Raw genomic sequence first — 21,116 nt, 5'->3', positions numbered from 1 at the left:
GTGGGCAAACGACCCACCGCTGTGTCCTACTATGCATTCCGACATAACAATGTCGGTTGGTAAGGAAGGCGTGGGAGCACGATGTCGCACGGGCACAGTTCGGTCCTCGGTCGCACCGGCGAGTTCGTGGCCCGCCGCCGATGGTGGGTCATCGGCTTCTGGCTGATCGCCGTCGCGGGCCTCAACCTGGCGGTGCCCCAGATCGAACACACCGCCGCCGAGAAGTCCGCGGCGTTCCTGCCCCACCACATGCCCTCGGTGGACGCGCTGCGGGACATGTCGACCGATTTCGGGTCACCGGCCTCGACGGCCGTCGGCAACGTGGTGCTCGCGACCGACCGCGGTATCGGGCCGGCGGAGACGACGTTCTACGGCGAACTGGTCCGCAGGCTCGCCGCCGACACCGACAACGTCGCCTACGTGCTCGACATGTACGGCAACCCCGCGACGCGGGACTCCGCGCGCAGCCCCGACGGCAAGGCCGTCACCGCGATGGTCGTCGCCCAGGGTGACGTCGGCAGCACACGTGCGCACCACAGCACCGTCGAGATCCGTTCGCAGATCGACGCGATCCCGCGACCGCCCGGGTTGGACGTGTACTACACGGGCGCCTCGCCGACCCTGGCCGATCTCTTCTCGTCGATCGACGTCTCGCTGCTCATCATCACGGTGGTGTCCCTGCTGCTGATCACCGTGATGCTGCTCATCGCCTACCGCTCGCTGGTGGCGGCGCTGGTCCCGTTGATCACCATCGGGGTCGGTCTCGGGATCGCGCGGCCGATCATCTCCGCGCTCGGCGCCGGCGAGGTGGTGTCGATCTCCAACTTCACCATCGCGATCATGACCGCGTTGTTGCTCGGCGCGGGAACCGATTACGCGATCTTCCTGATCGCGGGCTACCACGATGCGCGTCGCGCCGGAGAGGATCCGAGCACGGCGATAGCCACGGCGAGCGGGCGGGTGTCGCCGATCCTGGTCGCCTCGGCCCTCACCATCGCCGCGGCCGCCGCCGCGATGGGTTTCGCGAAGGTGGGCATGTTCGCCACCTCCGGTCCACCCACCGCGATCGGGGTGCTGGTCATCCTGGCGGTGTCGCTGACGCTGACCCCCGCGCTGATGGCGGTCGCCGCCGGACGAGGGCACCTCGAGCCCCGCGCCGACACCGAGCGTCGCTGGCGACGGCGCGGCGCGCAGGTGATCCGACACCGTGGACCGCTCGCCGCGGCCTCGCTGGTGGTGCTGATCGCGTTGGCGATGGTGATCCCCACGATGCGGGTGAGTTTCGACGAGGAGTCGGTGCAGCTGTATGCCAACGACTCCACGCGCGGATACGACGCGGTCCTGAAACACTTCGGGGTCAACGAGATCCTCCCCGAATACCTCGTGGTGCGTGCCGACCACGACATGCGCAACACGAATGACCTCGCGGCCCTGGAGATGATGGCGATGGCGGTGTCGAAGCTGCCCGACATCGCCCACGTCCGCTCGATCACGCGACCCGACGGCGCGCCGATCCCGGAGGCGTCCACCGGCTATCAGGTCGGACAGGTCGGCGGCCGACTCGACGACGCCCACCGTCAGGTGCTCGATGCGACACCACAACTGCGCCAGTTGGCCTCGGGTGTCACCGATCTGCGGGACGGCGCCGATTCGGCGGCCGCCCGGCTGCCCGATCTCGTCGCCGGCACCGATCAGGTGGTGTCGCTGGCCGACGGGGTGCTCGGTGCCGCCGACACCGCCGACCGGATCGTCGCCGCGGCGTCCGGGGGATCGCTGAACCTGCCGCAGGGCGTGCGCGCGCTCTCGGTGCTCGCCGACGTGCTCGGAGACCTCATCCGTGATGTGTCGCAGAGCAATTCGTCGACCCTCGCCGCGGCGGCGCGGTTGCAGGACGTCTTCGGTCCGATGCTCACCGCCGCCCCCGACGCGACCTGCCGGACCGATCCGCGCTGCCTCGCCGCCCGCGCGGCGTTCGGGATGTTCGATCAGGCCACCGCCGGACGCGCCTCGAGGGCGCTGCGCGAGGTGTCGGCGATCGCCGGGGTACCCGGTGAGGTCGTGGCTCGCGCCACCGCCGCGCTGCCCGAGATCCGCACCGGACTGCGCCAGATACAGGCTCTGCTCGACGGACTCGGCGGGCGCAGCATCGAGCAGATGCGCGGCGACCTCGGTCGACTGACCGCGGGGATGAGCGAGCTCACGGGCGGGATGAACCGCCTGGCCGACGGATTACGTCAGGTGAAGGACGGAACCGACAAGACCGTCGCCCTCACCGCACGGCTGACCGCCGGACTCGGGCAGGCCGGTGGCTACCTGCAGACGATGGCCCGCGACACCACCTCGGGCCCCGGCGCCGGCTTCTACCTCCCCGCGCAGGGGTTGAGCGATCCACGCTTCGTCGCCGGGTCGAGACTGCTGCTCTCGCCGACGGGTCACACCGCACGCATGTTGGTGATCCGCAGCGACAACCCCTACGGATACAGAGCACTTCGTGACGTCGGCCGGATCGCCGACACCGCGCGTACCGCCGCAGCCGGCACCGTGCTCGAGCGGGCCGAGGTGTCGTCGACCGGACTGGCGTCGCTGTCGGCCGACATGAGCGACCAGGTCGACCGCGACTTCGCGCTCTACGCCATCGTGGCGATCCTCGCGGTGTTCGCGATCCTGTGTGTGCTGCTGCGGAGCCTGCTGGCGCCCGCGCTGCTCGTGCTGGCGGTCGTCCTGTCGTTCTCCGCGACCGTCGGCGTGAGTGTGCTGGTGTGGCAACACCTTCTGGGCATCGATCTCGACTGGTCGGTGATCCCGATCGCGTTCATGGCGCTGGTGGCCGTGGGCGCCGACTACAGCATGCTGTTCGCGTCACGGATCCGCGAACACTCCTCGACCGGGATGATCGGCGGGATCGTGCGCGGGTTCGGCTCCACCGGGGGCGTGATCACCACGGCGGGAATCGTGTTCGCGGTCACCATGTTCGCGCTCATGAGCGCCACGGTCATCAATCTGTTGCAGCTGGGGTTCACCATCGGCGTCGGGTTGATCCTCGACGTGGTGATCGTGCGCACCGTTCTGGTGCCGGCGGCGATGGCCGTCATCGGCAACCGCGTGTGGTGGCCGGCCCGCGTGTGACCGCGTGACGCATCCGCGTCGGGTCGGCGCCGGGCGATCAGTCGGTCGGCGGCCGATACGTGGTCATCAGGATCCCGGTCGGCGTCGACGCGGTGTCGACGAGCCGCAGGCGGATCGGTGCATCACCCGGGCCGAAGAGACGTGTACCCGAACCCAGGACGACCGGATGCACCATCAGCAGCATCTCGTCGACGAGTCCGGCGCCCAGCAGTGCTCGCACGAGCTCACCACTGCCCATCACGACGAGGTTCCCGCCCGGGCGCTCACGCAGTCGCGCGACGTTCTCGACGGCGTCGCCGGCGAGGAGGATCGAGTTCGGCCAGGGGAGAGGTGTCGTCGGGTCGCGGGACACGACGTACTTCGTGGTGGCGTTGAGTCCGTCACGGAAGGGGCCGCCGGCCGCGTTCCAGTGGGCCAGCATGTCGTCGTGGCTGCGACGACCGAACAACCAGGCGAAGTCGGTGCCCATCGCCGCGCCCATCGCGGCGCCGGTGCTCGGGTCGGCCGCCGCCAGCGCCCATCCGCCGTGCTCGAAACCGCCGCGGGGATCCTCGTCGATGCGACCGGGTCCCTGGAGGACACCGTCGAGGCTCAGATGCTCGATCACCACCACGCGCATGCGTCGTCCTCTCCTCGAGAATGTTCTCGTCGGTGGGGTCGACTCGGGGGAGGGTGAGAACTCATCGCTCGTGCCCCGTGGACGCGAGAACGCCCCGCGAAGGAGCGCGGGGCGTTCTCATCGATGGAGCAGTGCCTGCGTCAGGCCTTCGAGTAGGTGAGGCAGTTGGCGGTGTCCGAGGACTCGCCCGCGCCGATGCGTACGGCCGCGGCCGTGCACTCGAGGTCGGCGTTGTGTGTGCAGTCGGCCCGTTGACAGGCACCGACCTGGGGCGAGACGACGTCGAGGCCGCCCTTGGTCGACAGGGGGATGAAGGTGGCGCAGTCGGCGGTGCCGTTGTCACCGCTGACGTTGATGGCGAATGCGTGGCATCCGTCGTGGTTGTAGGAGCACGCGCTCACCGAACACTCGGTGACGTGCGGCATCTCGAGAGTGGCCATGGGAACCTCCGGGGTGATCGTGGGGCACGGCGACCGCGGGGCGTCGAGATCGCCTGGCACGCATCACGCTACGACCGTGTTAGCGATTGCACCAGCAAGGTCAGGCTCTCCTACGCGGGCCGCGGGGAGGTGAGGCGCGACGCCGTCTCAGGCCGTGAGGTCGAGCGAGTCGATCACGTGCCGGATCTCGTCGGCCACGTCGTCGAGCGGTGTGAGCGAGCGCTCGACACGGGCGAGGATCAACGCCCCCTCGGTGGCGGCGACGAGCATGATCGCCACGGACTGCGCACGGGCGGCCGGCGCCCCGGCTGCGACGAGGGCGTCGCGGATGATCACGTGCCACTCGGCGAAGATCGCGGCCACCTGATCGTGCAGGGCGGGGTCGCTCTCGGCGCCGCCGACCGCCGCGCCGGCGATGGGGCAGCCGGCGCGGTAGTCGCTCGTGGTCAACAGGTGTCGCCAGAACTCGAGGAAGGTGTCGATCGCCTCGGGGATCGGCTTGTCGACACTCTCTCTGATCATCGACGTCATGAGGTCGCCCGCGCTGCGCAGCGCATCGCCGACGAGCTGATCGCGACCACCGGGGAAGTGGTGGTACACCGATCCGCGGGGGGTGTCGCTGTCGGCCAGGACGGCGTCGACGGTCACCGCGGCGGCGCCGTTGCGCTGCATGAGGCCGATGGCGCTGCGCACCATGCGGGCGCGTGTGTCACCGCGTCGTGCCATCACTGCCCACCTCTCGCCTCAGCCGTGTCGTCGGACTATGCAGTACAGCATACATCGGTCGTGGTGGGTGTCCGGTCATCCGGGCTGTTCGTGCGGGTCGATCACCAGCAGACACAGGTCGCGCAACTGCGTCATCTGGCCCGGTGTCAGGCGGCTGCGCATCGCCCGCGACACCTCGCGGGCGTGCGCGGAACCAGCCCGCCGTGCCAGCTCGCGGCCGGTGGCGGTGAGGGTGACGACGACCGCACGTCCGTCGCCGTCGTCGCGGCTGCGCGCGATGAGGCCGCGGGCCTCCATGCGAGCGATGAGGCGCGACAGGCCCGGCTGCGTCAGCAACACGTCCTCGGCGAGCTCGGTGATCCGCCGGCCCCGGCCCGCTCCGCGTTTGCCGGCCGACAGTGCGTGCAGCACGCCGTACTCACTGGGGTGCACCTCGTCCCACACGGCGCTGTCGGCGAGGTCGCGGGCGATCGTCGCCTGCGCCCGGTACAGCGCCTCCCAGGCCTCGTTGGCCGGCGCTCTCCCGGCTGCGGCGACGCCGACGCCGGTCTCGATCACGCCCGGTCCGTGGCCGACGGGTTCGCGGCCGGCGTCGTCGCCCCCATCAGTTGTGCCACCGCGGGCTTCACCGACCCGCCGAGCAACTCGATACCGCGCAGCATCGCGTCGTGCGGCAGCTTGGTGTTCGTCATCTGCACGGTGAGGCGTGCGAGGCCGCCGAGATCGTCGGAGACGCGCGCGATCTTCTCCGCGACGGTGTCGGGCGAGCCGACGAACATCGCCCCGTGGGGTCCGGCCATGGCGTCGAATTCCGCTCGGCCCGGTGCGCCGAAGCCGCGTTCGCGTCCGATGCGTCCGAACAGATCGGCCCAGCCCGGATAGGCGGCCGCCACCGCGGCGTCGTCGGTGTCGGCGACCAGCCCGGGCGCGTGGATGCCGACGGGCAGCTGCTCGGGGGTGAAGCCCGACCGCGACCCGGCCTCGCGGTACAGATCGATCAGCGGACGGAACCGTCGTGGCTCACCGCCGATGATCGCGACCATCAGCGGCAGCCCGAGACGGCCTGCGCGCACGAATGATTCGGGACTCCCGCCCACGCCGAGCCACATCGGTATCGCGCCCTGCACCGGCTTCGGGTACACACCCTGCCCGCGCAGTGCCGGACGGTGCGGGCCGCTCCAGGTGACCGACGCCGGGTTCTCCCGGATGCGCAGCAGCAGATCGAGTTTCGCGGCGAAGAGCGAGTCGTAGTCGGCGAGTTCCAGTCCGAACAGCGGGAACGCCTCGGTGAACGACCCGCGACCGACGACCATCTCCGCGCGACCGTTCGAGATGAGGTCGATGGTGGCGAACTGCTGGTGCAGGCGTACCGGGTCGTCGGCCGAGAGCACCGACACCGCGCTGGTGAGCCGGATGTCACGCGTGCGGGCCGCGGCGGCGGCGAGCAACACCGTCGGCGCCGAATCGTAGAACTCGGGGCGATGGTGCTCGCCGATGCCGTACACGTCGACCCCGGACCGGTCGGCGACCTCGACCTCCTCGAGCAGATGCCCGATGCGGGTCCGACCGTCGATCTCGCGCCCGGTGTCGTACTCGACGACCGAGGAGACGAAGTTGTCGATACCGATCTGCATGGCGCACCGTTTCTGTTGGTGCGGGCGTCGGTGGTCGCGCCCGCTTCCCCTCGGACAACAACATGCGCGGTCATATATTCCGTGCCATGCCGTGCTGGGATGTCGAGCAGAGCAGCGGCGGGCCGGCCAGTCCAGCCGGACCGCCGCCGCCGACAGTCAGGGCGCCAGGATGTAAGACATCCCCGCACTGTGTTTCTCAACGAACTGGTGAGCCGCATACGGGGATTTGTAGTAATTGGTCTCGATTCCATGTACGTAGAGGCCATCGGCACGACGCTCGACTGACTCGACCCACGCGACGTGGCCGCGATAGATGTTGCCGATCTTGTCGTAGCCCGCCATGTGACGGTGGCCGCCCACGAACACCACCAGACTTCGTGGCTGCGGGTCATTCGTGACGGTCCAGCCGTTCGCTCGCGCACTGGTGGCCCAGTCCTTGGCGTCGCCGTTCACGTTGATGAAAGAACCCGTTGCGGCTTTCCAGAAATTCTCTGCACCCCATGTGCATTGGGGAGCCGAGAAGCCGTTGCTCGTGCGGGTTTGGCCTCTCGACCTACCTCCCGAGGCGGGTTGCGTTTGCTGGGCCGGCGCTGTGGGTGCGGCGGCGGCGCACGGTCCCGTCACCGGGTTGTTGGAGCGCGTTTCGATATCGACATCCGCGACGAACCCGCCATCGCTCGTCCTGTACCAGAGGTTGTCGAAGCCGCCCGCGATGTACTTGCTGAAATAGCCCTTCACGGATTGCCCGCGTTTGTAGCAGGACAGGCTCAGTGTGTTGCCGCGCCCGTAGGTGCCCAACTGGCGCGAGTTCAATGTCGCGTCAGACATTCGTTGTGTCTGCGTCATGACCTTCGCCGTCGGCGCAGCCATAGCGTTCCCGGTGCCCACGACAAGAGACCCTGCGCAGACCGCCAGCACTAGCGGCGTGACAACCGCGTAGGTACTCCGTCGTCGGGTCCCGGAGATCAGGTTTCGTATCGAGTTGTTCACGTTTGGTCCTCTGCTTTCTAGTGGTGAACGAAAGCTAACAAGGCTTTTCTGACGCGTATGTCCCCCGAACGTGGGATCAAACATTGCCTCGGAAATGGTTGTAGAGCAACAGAAAACACATGCCAAGGGTTCGTGTGAAAGTCGATTCTGAAGTTGCCGATCAGCGCTGCCAGGGCAGATCGGCCCGCCGCGCAGCGCTCACCGGGCAGTAGTGCTCGGGCAGGCCGCGGCGGTCGAGCGGCGGGAGATTGCGGATCGGGGTCTCCACGAGGGGGGCGTCGACGGCGACGCGACCCGACACCCGGTCCCACGCGTCGCGCGGACGCGGATGCAGGCGATACCGGGGCGGCACCAGGCGCATCGTCACGTCGACGGCGCGACCGAACCGGCGGAATCGTCGCTCGTCGCGGGCCGACCACGACAGGCCGAGCAGCTCGCGGACCGGCTCGTCGTAGAGACCCGTCGTGACCCACACGAAGCCCCGCGCGACGACCTTCGCGGCCGGGCGCCACAGCACGGCGGGCATCCACGACATCCACGGCGGCGGGGGCAACTCGGCGATGTCGAGGACCGTGCGCACGGCGGGATGGTCCTCGAGGACGGTGCGGCACATGCGATCCCAGTACGCGAGGAAGTCCTCGTAGGTGTCCGGGCACGGGCGCATGCTCAGCCCGTACATCGAGTACCAGACCCGCGACTCGTCGAACATCGCGCGCTTGTCGGCCTCGGAGATCGGGGGCCCGAACGCCTCTGCGCACCGCACCGCGCCGTACCAGAACGTGGCGTGCGCCCAGTAGAAGACATCGGGGTCGAGGGCGTGGTAGCGACTGCCGTCGGGCATCGTCCCGGAGATCGTGCGGTGATAGTCGCGCACCTCGCGACCGGTGGCGGGCGTGCGGTCGAACACCACGCCCGAGATCGGGTACAGCGACCGCATCAACCGCTGCCACCGCTCACCGAAGAAGTCCGAGTGTTCCCACACCGCGGCACCGAGTTTCGGGTGCATGTTCTGCATCGACCCCGACCACAGGCCCATGAGCATCCCGCGCCACCCGCCGAAGTACCGCCACGTCACCGAGTCGGGACCGAGCGTCGGGATCTCGTCGTCGGTGCGCGGGGCCCGGTCGGGGTGGGTGGCCGTCATGAGACGAAATAGTAATTCCGTCTCACCGTGCTCGTCAATGGAGTCCGCGGCGGGCCTGATCACCGAGCCGTCGGGACGAACCGCACCCGCTCGCCCGCGACGAGTTGGGCGGCGGCGTCGATCGCGTCGGCGGTGAGCACCGCGACGACGGGATAGCCGCCGGTCACCGGGTGATCGACGCCGAAGAGCACCGGTTGTCCGCTCGGCGGCACCTGCACCGACCCGAGTGCCACACCCTCCGAGGCGCGTTCGGTGCTCGCCGGGTGGACGGCCGCCGGGGGATCGGTGCGACGGGGGTCGCGGTCGAGGCGCACGCCGACGCGATCGCTCGCGGGGTTGACGATCCAGATGCCGGTGGTGAGCGCGTCGTGGTCGACGAGGGCGTCGGCGCGCGGTCCCGGCGAGATCGCCAGGGTGACCGGGCCGTGGTGCGCGGCGGCGGCGGTGAACGATTCGGTGGCGGTCGGCCACGCCGCGGCGTCGGACCCGATCGGTAGTCGGTGCCCGGTCGCCACGATCGACGGTCCGAGTCCCGAGAGGGTGTCGGTGGCGCGCGATCCGAGCACGGCGGGGACGTCGAGGCCGCCCCGGACGGCGAGATACGAACGCAGCCCGACGGTCGGGGAGCCCAGGGTGATCACGTCCCCGGCGTGCACCGCGAACGCGGCACCGTGGCCCATCGGGGTGTCGCCGCGGGTCACCGCGCACGGCGCCCCGGTCACCACCACGAACGCGTCGCCGCCCACACGCAACCGCAACCCACCGAGGGTCACCTCGAGCGTCGCCGCCGTCTCGGCGTTGCCCACCAGGCGGTTGGCGAGCCGGTGCGCTCCCCGGTCGGCCGCCCCCGACAGCGGCACCCCGAGATGGGCGTGCCCCGGTCGGCCGAGGTCCTGCACCGTCGTGAGCGGTCCCGTCGCGAGCACCTCGAGGACGGTCGGCCCGGTCATGTCGCGCGGAACCGGACCGTGGCGCCGGGCGCCAGCACGGCGGGCGGGGTGCGGTCTACATCCCACAGGTCGATCGTGCTCGTGCCCAGCAGGTTCCAGCCGCCCGGGCTCGAGCGCGGGTAGACGGCGCTGTAGCCCGCGGCGATCGCCACCGATCCCGCCGGCACCGACGACCTCGACTCCGCGCGCCGGCCGAGCCCACACAGGGCGTCGAGGGTCGGACCGTGCGCGACGTCCGGTGATCGGGTCGAGTCGGGCACGAGGTAGCCGAAACCCGGGGCGAAACCCATGAACTGCACCCGCCACACCGTGTCGGTGTGGGCGGCGACGACCTGCTCGGGGTCGACGCCGATCGCCGCGGCGACGTCGGCGAGGTCGGCGCCGTCGTAGCGGACGTCGACCGTGATCGACGGGGCTGTCGGCGCGGTGGGGTCGGCGGTGTCGGGTCGGGCGGAGCCCGCGGCGCGCAGCACGCGACGGATGCCGAGACGGTCGAGGCCGGCCCCGGGGGTCCCCTGGACCAGTACCGTCTCCGCGGTCGGGACCACGTCGAGGACACCGGTGAGCACACCGTCGGCGGCCGCCGCGCGCACGGCGTCGGCGGCGAGCAGAGCGTGGCGCCAGGGGGCCTCGGCGTCGGCGAAATCGAGCAGCACGGCGTCGATTCCGGCAGGCAACTCCCGCATCGGCCAACCGTACGTCGCGTCCGCCGTGGCGCACCACCGCGACGGCGTCGATCGCTGTTCCCGAGCCCGGTCGTCGGCCGGTCCCGGTGTGCCAGACTCGACGGCGTGGGCGAATTCAGGATCGCGGCGGGCGACTACAGCGCGGACATCGTGGCCCGCGGGGCCGGCCTTCGGGCGGTACGGCACGGCGACCGACTGCTGACCGAGACGTGGGACGCGGCGCAGGTGCTGGCCACCGAGGGCGGCAAACCGCCGCTGTCGGCGGGGCTGGTGCTGGCGCCATGGCCCAACCGCACCGCCGACGGCCGCTACACGTTCGACGGCGTCGACCACCAGCTGGAGATCACCGAGACCGCCCGCAACAACGCCAACCACGGTTTCGTCCGCACCGTCGAGTGGAACCTGCACGAGGTCACCGACCGGTCGGTGACCCTCGGCGTCCCGATCGGCCGGCACCCGGGCTGGCCGTTCGATCTCACCCTCGTCGCCGAGTACGCCCTCGACGCCGACACCGGCCTCACGGTGACGGTCACCGTCACCAACGTCGGTGACACCACCGCACCGTTCGCGCTGGGCCACCACACGTTCGTGCGTGCCGGCGACGCCGACATCGACGACTGCACGCTGCAACTCGCCGGCGCCTCGACGCTGCCGCTCGACCCCGAGCGCCAGCTCCCCGCCGGTGATCCGACACCCGTCGCGGGCACCGACCTCGACTTCTCCTCGCCCCGACGTATAGACGGGGTGTGGATGGACACCCCGTTCACCGACCTCGTCGAGACCGACGGCCGCCACCGCAACCGACTCACCGCACCCGACGGCGGGTCCACCGAACTGTGGACCGACCTCGGCTTCGGGTGGGCGCAGGTGTTCACCGCCGACCCGGCCCACGATCAGGCGTTCCCCGGCCGCGGACGCGCGCTGGCGATCGAGCCGATGACCGCGCCGCCGAACGCCCTGGCCTCGGGCACCGACCTCATCGTCTGCGCTCCCGGCCAGATGTGGTCGGGCAGTTGGGGACTCGCCCATCACGAGGCCGGTGCGACGTGAAGGAGATCGTGGTCTGCGGGGAGTCGCTCGTCGACCTCGTCGCGCACACCGGCGGGCTCGCGCCCCTGCGCCCGGCGCTGGGCGGTGGGCCGTTCAACGTCGCCGTCGCGCTCGGTCGGCTCGGGTCGGCGGTGTCGTTCTGCTCGCGCGTGTCCACCGATCACTTCGGCGACGAACTCGTGGCGTCGCTGCGTGCGGCGGGGGTGAACCTGTCTCTGCTGCAACGTGACCCCGACGCCCCCACCTCGCTGGCGCTGGCGTCGCTCGGCGACGACGGCGCGGCGAGCTACACCTTCTACGTCGAGGGCACCGCCGATCGTCGGGTCGTCGATCCCGGGCCGCTGCCGGGCACCGTCGGCGCGCTCGCCTTCGGCACGCTGTCTCTGGTGCTCGAACCCGGCGCCTCGGTCTACGAGCAGATGATGCACACCCATCACGCCCAGGGACGCCTGATCCTGCTCGACCCCAACATCCGGACACCGGTCATCGCCGACGCCGACGCCTACCGCCGTCGGTTCCTGAGCTGGCTGCCGTCGGTCGACGTGGTGAAGGTGTCCGACGACGACGCCGACTGGCTCGCCGCCGGATCCGACGGTTCCCGTCCCGCCGACTGGCTCGACGCCGGTGTCGGTGCGGTGGTCACCACCCGCGGCGGTGCCGGACTCGCCGTCACCACCGGCGACTTCACCGCAGAGGTCGCCGCCCCGGTCGTGGTCACCGCAGACACCATCGGTGCCGGTGACACCGTCGTCGGGGCCCTGCTGCACTGGCTCGGCGCCCACGGGTCGCTCGGCGCGCAGGCCGTGCGCGACCTCGACCGCGAGGCCTGGCAGGCGGCGCTGTCGTTCGCCGCGCGTGCCGCGGCGATCACGGTGTCGCGACCCGGCGCCGACCCTCCGTGGGCGGGGGAGCTGACGAGCGACTAGGTTGAGCGGAAGGCATACGCACACCCTGGAAACGGCCCACGAGGCCCTCCAGCCAGTCGAAAAGGGGCCTCCAGTGTCCGCGGAAACAGTCTCGTCCAACGGGGCAGAAGCCCAGACCGCCAAGTTCGAGTACCCCGGGGGCGAACTCGACCTCCCGATCATCGAGGCCACCGAGGGTGCCGCCGGTGTGGGGCTCGGCAAATTCCTCGCCCAGACCGGCATGACCACGTTCGACGGCGGGTTCGTCAACACCGCGTCGACCAAGTCGGCCATCACCTACATCGACGGTGACGCGGGCATCCTGCGCTACCGCGGGTACCCGATCGACCAGCTCGCGAAGCAGTCGACGTTCATCGAGGTCAGCTACCTGCTGATCTACGGCGAGCTGCCGAGCGCGAGCGAACTCCACGACTTCACCAACCGCATCCAGCGGCACACCCTGCTCCACGAGGATCTCAAGCGGTTCTTCGACGGGTTCCCCCGCAACGCACACCCGATGCCGGTGCTCTCCAGTGCCGTCAACGCGCTGAGTGCCTACTACCAGGACTCGCTCGATCCGAAGGATCCCGAGCAGGTCGAGCTGTCGACGATCCGTCTGCTCGCCAAGCTGCCGACCATCGCGGCCTACGCGTACAAGAAGTCGGTCGGTCAGCCGTTCCTGTACCCGGACAACTCGCTGAGCCTGGTCGAGAACTTCCTGCGTATGACCTTCGGGTTCCCCGCCGAGCCCTACGAGGTCGATCCCGAGGTCGCCAAGGCCCTCGACATGCTCTTCATCCTCCACGCCGATCACGAGCAGAACTGTTCGACCTCGACGGTCCGTCTCGTCGGGTCGTCGCAGGCCAACCTGTTCACCTCGATCTCCGGCGGCATCAACGCCCTGTGGGGTCCGCTGCACGGTGGCGCCAACCAGGCCGTCCTCGAGATGCTCGACGACATCCGCGCCGGTGGTGGCGACACCAAGGAGTTCATGAACCGGGTGAAGAACAAGGAGGCCGGGGTCAAGCTCATGGGCTTCGGACACCGGGTCTACAAGAACTACGACCCGCGCGCGGCCATCGTGAAGGAGACCGCCGACACGATCCTCAAGACCCTCGGTGTCACCGACGACCTGCTCGACATCGCCAAGGGACTCGAGGACGTCGCCCTGCACGACGACTACTTCATCGAGCGCAAGCTGTACCCGAACGTCGACTTCTACACCGGCCTCATCTACCGCGCGATGGGCTTCCCGACGCGCATGTTCACCGTGCTGTTCGCCCTCGGCCGTCTGCCGGGATGGATCGCGCACTGGCAGGAGATGAACGCCGACCCGAGCACGAAGATCGGCCGCCCGCGCCAGATCTACACCGGGTACACCGAGCGTGACTTCACCGAGATGGGACAGCGCTGATGGCCGACCAGACCAAGCCGGAGGTCGATTTCCCGGAGGGCCCCGCGCCCACCGAGCTCGTCACCGAGGACCTCGTGGTCGGTGACGGCGCCGAGGCCGTGCCGCACGGCATGGTCGACGTGCACTACGTCGGCGTCGAGTACGAGACCGGCGAGGAATTCGACTCCTCATGGGACCGTGGGCAATCCGCGAACTTCCCCCTCGACCGCCTCATCCCGGGCTGGCAGCAGGGCATCCCCGGCATGAAGGTCGGCGGTCGCCGCAAGCTCATCGCTCCGCCGGAGCTGGCCTACGGACCCGCGGGTGCGGGACACCGACTCTCGGGCAAGACGCTCGTGTTCGTCATCGACCTGCTGGGCGTGGGATAGCCCCACTCACGGCGTGTGCCGCCTGATCGACAGGGGCAGTAGCGCCCATAATGCGATCGCGGCCACCGCGACCGCGACACCCACCACCAGTCCGGCGGTCTCGTCGACGACGACGTCGAAGATCAGCGTCACCACGCCGATCACCGCGACCCCGAGCAGGACGAGTCCGGCGACCGCGAGCCGATTGGCCCATCGCACCACCGAGGCGATGGCGTGCCGACGGAACAGCACGCGATGCATGGCGACGGGTGTCACGAGGAACACCGTTGCCAGCGCCGACGCGGTCAACGTCACCAGGTAGATCGTGAGATCCCGGTCGGACAGACCGGTGAACCGCGACTGGAACGGCAACGTCAGCAGGAACCCGGTGAGCAGCTGGATCCCGGTCTGGATCACGCGCATCTCCTGCAGCAGGAACGACCAGTTGCGGTCGAGGCGTTCGATCGGGGTCTCGCCGCGGACGTTCTCGTTCCATACGTCGTCGTTCATGCACTCTCACCGTTCACCCGTTGATCTCAGCACGGCGCGGCCGCGTGACAGACTTTGACGGTGAAACAGCATCGCGGGTCGGGACTGGTCGCAGGCGTCGACGTCGGCGGCACCAACATCGAGGTCGGGTTGGTGAACGCCGATCACGAGGTGGTCGACCGCGCGAAGGCGTCGACACCGACCGAGGGACCCGACGCCGTGCTGTCGACCATCGCCGACCTCGTCGGATCGCTGGAGCACCGCCCCGCGGCGGTCGGGGTGGGCATCCCCGGCGTCGTGCACGACGGTGAGGTGCTCACCGTCCCCAATCTCGAGAACTGGCACGAGCGGGTCGCGATCGACGACGACCTCGGCGACCGTCTCGATCTGCCTGTCGCACTGGGCAACGACGTCAACGTCGGGTTGCGTGGCGAGTGGCGTGCCGGTGCGGCGCGCGATGTCGCGAACGTTCTCGGTGTGTGGCTCGGTACAGGTATCGGCGGCGCGTTGATCCTCGATGGGGCCTTCTTCTCCGGTTCCCGCGGCGCGGCCGGCGAGATCGGCCACGTGGTGGTGCGGGAGGGCGGCGCGCTGTGTGGCTGTGGGCGCCGCGGTTGCGTCGAGGCCTACGCGGGTCGGCGATCGATGGAGACGACCGCGCAGGCGATGGTCGACGCGGGCCGTGAGACCCGCCTGTTCGAGATCCGCGACGAGGTCGGCAAGACGAAGGTGACCTCGAAGGTGTGGAAGAAGGCCCTCGAGTCCGGCGACGACCTGGCGACATCGCTGTTCGACACCGCCGTCGAGACCCTGGGCGTCGCCATCGGTTCGACGCTCAACCTGCTCGATCTCGACCTCGTGGTGATCGGCGGCGGGCTGGCCGAGAAGCTCGGCGGCGCACTGGCCGACCGGATCGCCGACGCCGCCGCCCCGTGGGTGCTGCAACCGAATCCCGATCGGGAGTTCGTGGTGTCGGCACTGGGCGACGACGCCGGGATCGTGGGTGCGGCCGATCTGGGGCGCGCGCTGCTCGCGCAACGCTGAGTCCCGGTCGGTCAGAGCGGGTCGGTCAGAACCGGTCGCAGGTGGCAATCACCCGGGCGACGCCGCGGTCGATCTGCGGCCGGTAGCGGTCGACCTGGGCGGCGACGTCGGGGTTGCGGTCGAGGTAGCGCCGTACCTCGGCACGCCGCTGCGGCTCGGGCAGGACCACGATGCGCTCGAACTCGGCGCGGATCTGCGGGTTGCGGAGGTAGCCGCCGATCGCGGGGGACACCGCGGTGGTGGCTCGCTCGACCTGGCCGACGGTGCACGACGTGCCGGGGACGGCGCGATCGGCCGGTGCGGCCGACGCGGTGGCGGGCATGAGGGCGATCGCGCCGACACCGGCGGCCGCGATCGCGACGCCGACGGCGCGGGAGATGCGGGTGCGAGAGATGTGCTGGGCCATGGAGTCTCCTCATGGAGTGTCACGGTGGAGGCCGCGCAGGCACCGGCGGTTCTGCAGCGTCGCGACCTGTCCTCCACCGTAGCGTGACAAATCGGACACGCTCAGTGCTCGGGCTCTGACCAGCCCGGAGAACCGCGCCGTGGGGTCAGGCGCCGATGGTGATCGTGAGCCGCGTCCCGCCCGACGGGCTGTCGGTGAGTGTCGCGGTGCCGTGGTGCAGTGCCGACTGCTGGGCGATCAACGCCAGCCCGAGGCCTGAGCCGGAGTGCTTGCTGGTGCCGCGCTCGAACCGTCGGAACAGACGGTCGCGGTCGGCGACGGGGATGCCCCGCCCGTTGTCGTCGACGACGACGGCCGCACCGGTCGGCGCGGGGTGCGCGGCGACGACGACCTCGGTCGCCTCGCCGTGGCGGATCGCGTTGAGGACGGCGTTGTCGACCGCCATCCGCAGACCGGTCTCGACGACGGGCGCGATCACCGACCGCGCGCCGGCGAGGGTGATCCGCACCCCCGGATGGCGCGCGCTCGCCTCGGTCACCACGCGGTCGAGGAGGTCGACGACGTCGAGGGTCTCGCGGTGCCGCCCGCCGAGCTCGCCCTGGGCGAGACTCTCCAGCGCCGCGAGGGTCTCCTGGATCCGCGCGTGGGCGCGCCGCAGGTCACCGACGATCTCGGCCCGCGCGGCGGCGTCGGGTGCGAAGGTGTCGAGCACCTCGAGGTCGGTGCGCATCGCCGTCAGCGGGGTCCGCAGTTCGTGGGCCGAGACCGACGCGAAGTCGCGGGCGGTGGCCAGCGCCTCCTGGGTACGTGTGCGTTCGTCGTCCACCCTGTGCAGCAGGGCGTCCATGGCCTCGGCGAGGTCCTCGGCCTCCCGGGCGCCGCGAACCGACTGCAGCGCAGTGCGTTCGGGGGATTCGGGACCGGCGTCGACCCCGATGGCCGCTGTCTGTCGGGCCAGTCGACGCAGGGGACGCACGGCGAGACCGCCGAGCAGCCACGCCAACACCGCCGCCGCCACGACCGCGCCCGCCGCGATGAACAGCAGTGCGCGGCGCTGGTCGTCGATGCGATTCTCGGTGTCGCGCAACGGGATCGCGACCGACACCGTCGCCAACCCGTTGAGGACCGTCGAGTCCAGCACCGACACCGTCTTCACGCGGTAGTCGGTGCCGTTGATCGTCTGGTCGCGCACACCCACCGACTGCGACGGGACCGGCGGTGTCGTCGACGCGACCGAGAGGGTGCCGAGCCGGATGGTGGCGAGCGCGCCGGCGGCCACGCCGGTGGCCACGGTCGTCGCGTTGGGGTTCGAGATGCTGGGTTGCATCGCCGCCGAGAGCGTGTCGACGCGGGCGTCGAGTTCGCGGTAGGCGCTGGTGTGCACCTGGGTCCAGGCGACCGCGCCGACGATCGCGACGATGACCACGGTGGCCGCGGTGGCGGCCAGGGTGACGCGGGTACGCAGTGACGGTGTGCGTGCGCGTCGGGCCCGCACCCGGGCCGTGGCCGCGCGGGTCACGGCGTCGTCCGGACCACGAAACCCACCCCGCGGACGGTCTGGACGATGCGCGGCTGACCGTGGGCCTCGAGCTTGCGGCGGAGGTAACCGACAAATACGTCGACGACGTTGGTGTCGGCGGCGAAGTCGTAACCCCACACCTGGCTGAGCAGCTGCACCCGGCTGAGCACCATCCCGGGGTGCTCCATCAGCACCGCGAGGAGTTCGAACTCGCGTCGCGTCAGGTCGACGAGGTGGCCGTCGCTGTAGACCCGACGCGCACCGGGGTCGAGGTCGACGTGGGCGACGCTGCGCACCGCGACGGCGGTCCTGTCGCGCTCCGCGCCACCCGCCGCGGCGGTGACCGGGGCCGGGGCGTCGGCGGGGCGTCGGCGGAGCAGCGCCTTGATCCGCGCCACCAGCTCGCCGAGGTCGAACGGTTTGGTGAGGTAGTCGTCGGCGCCGGCCTCGAGTCCGGCGATGCGGTCGTCGACCGACGTCCGCGCCGACAACACGCACACCGGGATGTCGTCGCCGATCGCGCGCAGGGCCGTCACCACGCCGACACCGTCGAGTCCGGGCATGTTGATGTCGAGCACGAGCAGTGCGGGTCGGCGGACCTGCATCGCGCGCAGCGCCTCGGCGCCGCCGGTGGCGGTGTCGACGGAGAACCCGGCCAGGCGCAGCCCGCGTTGCAGCGAGTGGAGCACGTCGGCGTCGTCGTCGACGACGAGGACACTGACGTCGGTGGCGGAGGTCGACTCGTCGGGCATGGGTTCCATTGTGCCCAGCGCGCCGGGCCGGGCACGTGGTCGGCGCGCGCGGTGTCGTGGTTGCATGGAGGAGATGACCGACACCGCGCTGCTCTGGTTCCGCCGCGACCTCCGTCTCGCCGACCTGCCGTCGTTGCTGGCGGCCGCCGACGCCGCCGACGAGGTGCTCGCGTGCTTCGTGCTCGACCCGACGCTCATCGCGAGCTCCGGCGAGCGTCGCCTGAAGTTCCTCTACGACTCGCTCCGCGATCTCGACGAGCAGCTCGACGGCCGACTCCTGGTGGTGCGCGGCAAGCCCGAGAACCGGATCCCGCTGATCGCGAAGGCGGTCGGCGCGAACTCGGTCCACATCTCCGCCGACCACACCCCGTACGGCGTGGCCCGTGACGAACGTGTCGAGGCGGCGCTGTCGAAGGTGGGTGACGGTGTCGAACTGCACGCCACCGGTTCGTCGTTCGCGGTGACGCCGGGCCGCGTCACGAAGTCCGACGGTGAGCCGTACAAGGTGTTCACGCCGTACTTCCGTGCGTGGCGCGATCATGGCTGGCACACGCCCGCGAAGTCCGGACCGACGTCGGCGACGTGGGTCGATCCCGCCGACGTGACGTCGTCGGAGATCCACGCCCACGACATCCCCGACCTCGACGTCGACCTGTCGATCCCCGCCGGCGAGCGCGCGGCCCTCGAGCGGTGGAAGCAGTTCCGGAGCGGCACCGGCGACTACAGCGACCACGCCGTCGGCGACTACGACGACGAGCGCGACCGTCCCGACCACGACGCGACCAGCCGGATGTCGGCCTACCTCAAGTACGGCAACATCCATCCGCGCACCATGCTGGCCGACCTCACCCGCCTCGAGTCCGACGCTGAGACGAAGACCGGCGCCACCTCGTATCTGCGCGAACTGTGCTTCCGCGACTTCTACGCCTCGGTCCTCAAGCAATGGCCGCACAGCGCCTGGCAGAACTGGAACCGTGACTTCGACGCGATCGAGGTCGACGAGGGCACCGACGCCGACGCCGCGTTCGAGGCGTGGAAGGCGGGCAAGACGGGTTTCCCGATCGTCGACGCGGGCATGCGGCAGCTGTCGGGGTCGGGGTTCATGCACAACCGTCTGCGCATGATCGTCGCCTCGTTCCTGGTGAAGGATCTCCACGTCCCGTGGCAGTGGGGCGCACGCTGGTTCCTCGACCAGCTGATCGACGGCGACCTCGCGAGCAACCAGCACGGCTGGCAGTGGACCGCGGGCTGCGGCACCGACGCCTCGCCGTATTTCCGCGTGTTCAACTTGACCACCCAGGGCCTCAAGTTCGACCCGACGGGCGACTACGTCCGCCGGTGGGTGCCCGAGCTCGCCGACATCGAGGGCAAGGCCGTCCACGAGCTGAAGGACGGTCGGCCGTCGGACTACCCCGACCCCATCGTCGACCACAAGGCCGAACGCGAAGAGGCCCTGCGCAGGTATCAGGCGCTGTCGAAGAAGTGACCAACGGCCTGCTGAGTTAGGTCAGCCGAAACTTTTTCTTCGCCCGAGTTGAACTCGGCGTCGGGGTGTGTCAGATTGGTCCGATGGCCACCCCTCCCGTCGACTCGCCGACCTCGGATCCCGAGGCCGACCCGACCTCGACCGACGGTGCCGGCCGACGCACCCGTCGCTTCGCCGGCGTGGCGCTGCTCGGGCCGGCGTTCGTCGCGGCCATCGCCTACGTCGACCCCGGCAATGTCGCGGCCAACGTCACCGCCGGTGCACGGTACGGCTTCCTGCTCGTCTGGGTTCTCGTCGTGGCCTGCGCGATGGCCGTGGTCATCCAGTACCAGTCGGCCAAACTCGGGATCGTCACCGGTAAGACGCTGCCCGCGCTGCTCGGTGAGCGGCTCCCGCGTCGCCGGCGCCTCGCGTTCTGGGGGCAGGCCGAGATCGTGGCCGCGGCCACCGACATCGCCGAGGTCGTCGGTGGCGCCATCGCGTTGCAGTTGCTGTTCGACCTCCCCCTCGTCGTGGGCGGCGCCATCGTCGGCGTCATCTCGATGGCGCTGTTGGGATTCCAGTCCCGCAACCGGCAGCGCACCTTCGAGTCGATCATCGCCGGGCTGCTGCTGATCATCGTCGTCGGATTCCTCGCGGGTCTCGTCATCAACCCGCCGTCGGCGGGCAACGTGTTCAGCGGTCTCGTACCCCGTCTCCAGGGCACCGACACCGTACTGCTGGCGACCAGCATGCTCGGGGCCACCGTGATGCCCCACGCCATCTACCTGCACTCGGCGCTCGTCGTCGACCGGCACGGGCCCAGCACGACCGACGCCCGTCGTCGTCGCCTGGTACGGGCGACGCGCTGGGATGTGGTGTGCGCGTTGGTGGTCGCCGGTGCGGTGAACATCTCGCTGCTCCTGCTGGCGGCACAGAACCTGCAGGGCAAAGACGGCACCGACACCATCGAGGGCGCGCAGCGCGCGGTCGGCGACGCCATGGGCCCGGTGATGGCGACCGTCTTCGCCGTCGGCCTGCTCGCCTCGGGACTCGCCTCGACCTCGGTCGGGTGCTACGCCGGGGCGTCGATCATGCAGGGCCTGTTGCGGATCCGGCTGTCGATGGTGGTGCGGCGGTTGGTGACGCTCGTCCCCGCGTTGGTGGTGCTCGGCAGCGGTGTCGACCCGACGTGGGCCCTGGTGATCAGCCAGGTGGTGCTCAGCTTCGGTATCCCGTTCGCCATCATCCCGCTGGGCCGCCTCACCCGTGACCGGGCGCTGATGGGCGAGTTCGCCGACTCCCGCAGCCTGCGCGGCGTCGCCATCGCCATCGCCGTGGTGGTCGTCGCCCTCAACATCGCCCTGATCGCCCTCACGGTCACCGGAACCGGCTGACCCGCACGGACAA

Annotated in this window: 21 protein-coding genes; 8 read left to right on the top strand and 13 right to left on the bottom strand. The window is 70.1% G+C overall.

Annotated elements, in window-relative coordinates; genetic code table 11:
• Positions 1–81 precede the first annotated feature (81 nt).
• A complete protein-coding gene (locus tag TU34_RS17245; RefSeq protein WP_045824130.1) occupies positions 82–3,126 on the top strand; it encodes an MMPL family transporter in 3,045 nt (1,014 codons plus the stop codon).
• A 37-nt stretch (positions 3,127–3,163) separates the two neighbouring features.
• Here the strand turns inward: TU34_RS17245 and TU34_RS17240 are convergent, their stop codons facing one another.
• The 9 genes from TU34_RS17240 to TU34_RS17200 form a co-directional block, all read right to left on the bottom strand.
• Positions 3,164–3,745, bottom strand: a complete 582-nt coding sequence (locus TU34_RS17240; RefSeq protein ID WP_045824129.1) for a dihydrofolate reductase family protein — start codon at positions 3,743–3,745, stop codon at positions 3,164–3,166.
• A gap of 140 nt (positions 3,746–3,885) precedes the next feature.
• On the bottom strand, positions 3,886–4,185 hold the full coding sequence (locus TU34_RS17235; RefSeq protein ID WP_045824128.1) for a DUF1540 domain-containing protein: 300 nt from the start codon (positions 4,183–4,185) through the stop codon (positions 3,886–3,888).
• 147 nt (positions 4,186–4,332) lie between these two features.
• On the bottom strand, positions 4,333–4,911 hold the full coding sequence (locus TU34_RS17230; protein WP_045824127.1) for a TetR/AcrR family transcriptional regulator: 579 nt from the start codon (positions 4,909–4,911) through the stop codon (positions 4,333–4,335).
• A 75-nt stretch (positions 4,912–4,986) separates the two neighbouring features.
• Positions 4,987–5,469 carry a MarR family winged helix-turn-helix transcriptional regulator gene (locus TU34_RS17225; RefSeq protein WP_052689014.1) on the bottom strand — a complete coding sequence of 161 codons (483 nt, stop codon included), beginning with the start codon at positions 5,467–5,469 and terminating at the stop codon, positions 4,987–4,989.
• Positions 5,466–6,545: an LLM class flavin-dependent oxidoreductase gene (locus TU34_RS17220; RefSeq protein WP_045824126.1), complete on the bottom strand. Its 1,080-nt coding sequence runs from the start codon at positions 6,543–6,545 to the stop codon at positions 5,466–5,468. Before TU34_RS17220 ends, TU34_RS17225 begins: the two co-directional genes overlap by 4 nt.
• A gap of 156 nt (positions 6,546–6,701) precedes the next feature.
• Positions 6,702–7,433, bottom strand: coding sequence for a CHAP domain-containing protein (locus TU34_RS23120; protein WP_160298545.1), 732 nt, complete (start codon positions 7,431–7,433; stop codon positions 6,702–6,704).
• 262 nt (positions 7,434–7,695) lie between these two features.
• On the bottom strand, positions 7,696–8,679 hold the full coding sequence (locus tag TU34_RS17210; RefSeq protein WP_045824124.1) for an oxygenase MpaB family protein: 984 nt from the start codon (positions 8,677–8,679) through the stop codon (positions 7,696–7,698).
• Between the two features lie 59 nt (positions 8,680–8,738).
• A complete protein-coding gene (locus tag TU34_RS17205; protein WP_045824123.1) occupies positions 8,739–9,629 on the bottom strand; it encodes a 5-oxoprolinase subunit C family protein in 891 nt (296 codons plus the stop codon).
• Entirely contained in the window at positions 9,626–10,315 is a 690-nt protein-coding gene (locus tag TU34_RS17200) for a 5-oxoprolinase subunit B family protein (RefSeq protein WP_045824122.1), read from the bottom strand. Before TU34_RS17200 ends, TU34_RS17205 begins: the two co-directional genes overlap by 4 nt.
• A 105-nt stretch (positions 10,316–10,420) precedes the next feature.
• On the opposite strand from TU34_RS17200, the gene TU34_RS17195 reads away from it, so the two are divergent.
• The 4 genes from TU34_RS17195 (at position 10,421) to TU34_RS17180 (ending at position 14,052) form a co-directional block, all read left to right on the top strand.
• A complete protein-coding gene (locus TU34_RS17195; RefSeq protein ID WP_045824121.1) occupies positions 10,421–11,365 on the top strand; it encodes an aldose 1-epimerase family protein in 945 nt (314 codons plus the stop codon).
• Entirely contained in the window at positions 11,362–12,291 is a 930-nt protein-coding gene (locus tag TU34_RS17190) for a carbohydrate kinase family protein (protein ID WP_045824120.1), read from the top strand. The genes TU34_RS17195 and TU34_RS17190 overlap by 4 nt, the downstream gene beginning before the upstream one ends.
• Before the next feature lie 73 nt (positions 12,292–12,364).
• On the top strand, positions 12,365–13,684 hold the full coding sequence (locus tag TU34_RS17185) for a citrate synthase (protein WP_082080390.1): 1,320 nt from the start codon (positions 12,365–12,367) through the stop codon (positions 13,682–13,684).
• Complete coding sequence (locus tag TU34_RS17180; protein ID WP_045824119.1) at positions 13,684–14,052, top strand: FKBP-type peptidyl-prolyl cis-trans isomerase; 369 nt, start codon at positions 13,684–13,686, stop codon at positions 14,050–14,052. The genes TU34_RS17185 and TU34_RS17180 overlap by 1 nt, the downstream gene beginning before the upstream one ends.
• Positions 14,053–14,058: 6 nt before the next feature.
• On the opposite strand, the gene TU34_RS17175 is transcribed toward TU34_RS17180, so the two are convergent.
• Positions 14,059–14,541, bottom strand: coding sequence for a DUF6328 family protein (locus TU34_RS17175; protein WP_045824118.1), 483 nt, complete (start codon positions 14,539–14,541; stop codon positions 14,059–14,061).
• A gap of 60 nt (positions 14,542–14,601) precedes the next feature.
• On the opposite strand from TU34_RS17175, the gene TU34_RS17170 reads away from it, so the two are divergent.
• A complete protein-coding gene (locus tag TU34_RS17170; protein ID WP_052689013.1) occupies positions 14,602–15,564 on the top strand; it encodes an ROK family protein in 963 nt (320 codons plus the stop codon).
• 25 nt (positions 15,565–15,589) lie between these two features.
• On the opposite strand, the gene TU34_RS17165 is transcribed toward TU34_RS17170, so the two are convergent.
• The 3 genes from TU34_RS17165 to TU34_RS17155 all read right to left on the bottom strand — a co-directional run bounded on the left by TU34_RS17165 (position 15,590) and on the right by TU34_RS17155 (position 18,241).
• A complete protein-coding gene (locus tag TU34_RS17165; RefSeq protein ID WP_052689012.1) occupies positions 15,590–15,970 on the bottom strand; it encodes a hemophore-related protein in 381 nt (126 codons plus the stop codon).
• A 145-nt stretch (positions 15,971–16,115) separates the two neighbouring features.
• Positions 16,116–17,489 carry a sensor histidine kinase gene (locus TU34_RS17160; protein WP_045824116.1) on the bottom strand — a complete coding sequence of 458 codons (1,374 nt, stop codon included), beginning with the start codon at positions 17,487–17,489 and terminating at the stop codon, positions 16,116–16,118.
• The gene (locus TU34_RS17155) at positions 17,486–18,241 is read right to left on the bottom strand and encodes a response regulator transcription factor (protein WP_045824170.1); all 756 of its coding nucleotides are present in this window, start codon (positions 18,239–18,241) and stop codon (positions 17,486–17,488) included. The genes TU34_RS17160 and TU34_RS17155 overlap by 4 nt, the downstream gene beginning before the upstream one ends.
• 73 nt (positions 18,242–18,314) lie before the next feature.
• On the opposite strand from TU34_RS17155, the gene TU34_RS17150 reads away from it, so the two are divergent.
• Together TU34_RS17150 and TU34_RS17145 are read left to right on the top strand one after the other, a co-directional pair.
• A complete protein-coding gene (locus TU34_RS17150; RefSeq protein ID WP_045824169.1) occupies positions 18,315–19,727 on the top strand; it encodes a cryptochrome/photolyase family protein in 1,413 nt (470 codons plus the stop codon).
• An 83-nt stretch (positions 19,728–19,810) separates the two neighbouring features.
• Positions 19,811–21,103: an Nramp family divalent metal transporter gene (locus TU34_RS17145; protein WP_082080388.1), complete on the top strand. Its 1,293-nt coding sequence runs from the start codon at positions 19,811–19,813 to the stop codon at positions 21,101–21,103.
• Positions 21,104–21,116: the final 13 nt, after the last annotated feature.

Source organism: Williamsia herbipolensis, from assembly GCF_000964005.1.
GTDB lineage: Bacteria > Actinomycetota > Actinomycetes > Mycobacteriales > Mycobacteriaceae > Williamsia_A > Williamsia_A herbipolensis.
This window is presented reverse-complemented; position numbering and strand designations above follow the sequence as displayed.

Bases quoted from the DNA above. Each gene is read 5' to 3' on its own strand.
- TU34_RS17240 (WP_045824129.1), bottom strand. From the start codon at position 3,745: ATGCGCGTGGTGGTGATCGAGCATCTGAGCCTCGACGGTGTCCTCCAG.
- TU34_RS17175 (WP_045824118.1), bottom strand. From the start codon at position 14,541: ATGAACGACGACGTATGGAACGAGAACGTCCGCGGCGAGACCCCGATC.
- TU34_RS17245 (WP_045824130.1), top strand. From the start codon at position 82: ATGTCGCACGGGCACAGTTCGGTCCTCGGTCGCACCGGCGAGTTCGTG.
- TU34_RS17150 (WP_045824169.1), top strand. From the start codon at position 18,315: ATGACCGACACCGCGCTGCTCTGGTTCCGCCGCGACCTCCGTCTCGCC.
- TU34_RS17200 (WP_045824122.1), bottom strand. From the start codon at position 10,315: ATGCGGGAGTTGCCTGCCGGAATCGACGCCGTGCTGCTCGATTTCGCC.
- TU34_RS17235 (WP_045824128.1), bottom strand. From the start codon at position 4,185: ATGGCCACTCTCGAGATGCCGCACGTCACCGAGTGTTCGGTGAGCGCG.
- TU34_RS17205 (WP_045824123.1), bottom strand. From the start codon at position 9,629: ATGACCGGGCCGACCGTCCTCGAGGTGCTCGCGACGGGACCGCTCACG.
- TU34_RS17210 (WP_045824124.1), bottom strand. From the start codon at position 8,679: ATGACGGCCACCCACCCCGACCGGGCCCCGCGCACCGACGACGAGATC.
- TU34_RS17145 (WP_082080388.1), top strand. From the start codon at position 19,811: ATGGCCACCCCTCCCGTCGACTCGCCGACCTCGGATCCCGAGGCCGAC.
- TU34_RS17155 (WP_045824170.1), bottom strand. From the start codon at position 18,241: ATGCCCGACGAGTCGACCTCCGCCACCGACGTCAGTGTCCTCGTCGTC.
- TU34_RS17180 (WP_045824119.1), top strand. From the start codon at position 13,684: ATGGCCGACCAGACCAAGCCGGAGGTCGATTTCCCGGAGGGCCCCGCG.
- TU34_RS17230 (WP_045824127.1), bottom strand. From the start codon at position 4,911: ATGGCACGACGCGGTGACACACGCGCCCGCATGGTGCGCAGCGCCATC.
- TU34_RS17220 (WP_045824126.1), bottom strand. From the start codon at position 6,545: ATGCAGATCGGTATCGACAACTTCGTCTCCTCGGTCGTCGAGTACGAC.
- TU34_RS17165 (WP_052689012.1), bottom strand. From the start codon at position 15,970: ATGGCCCAGCACATCTCTCGCACCCGCATCTCCCGCGCCGTCGGCGTC.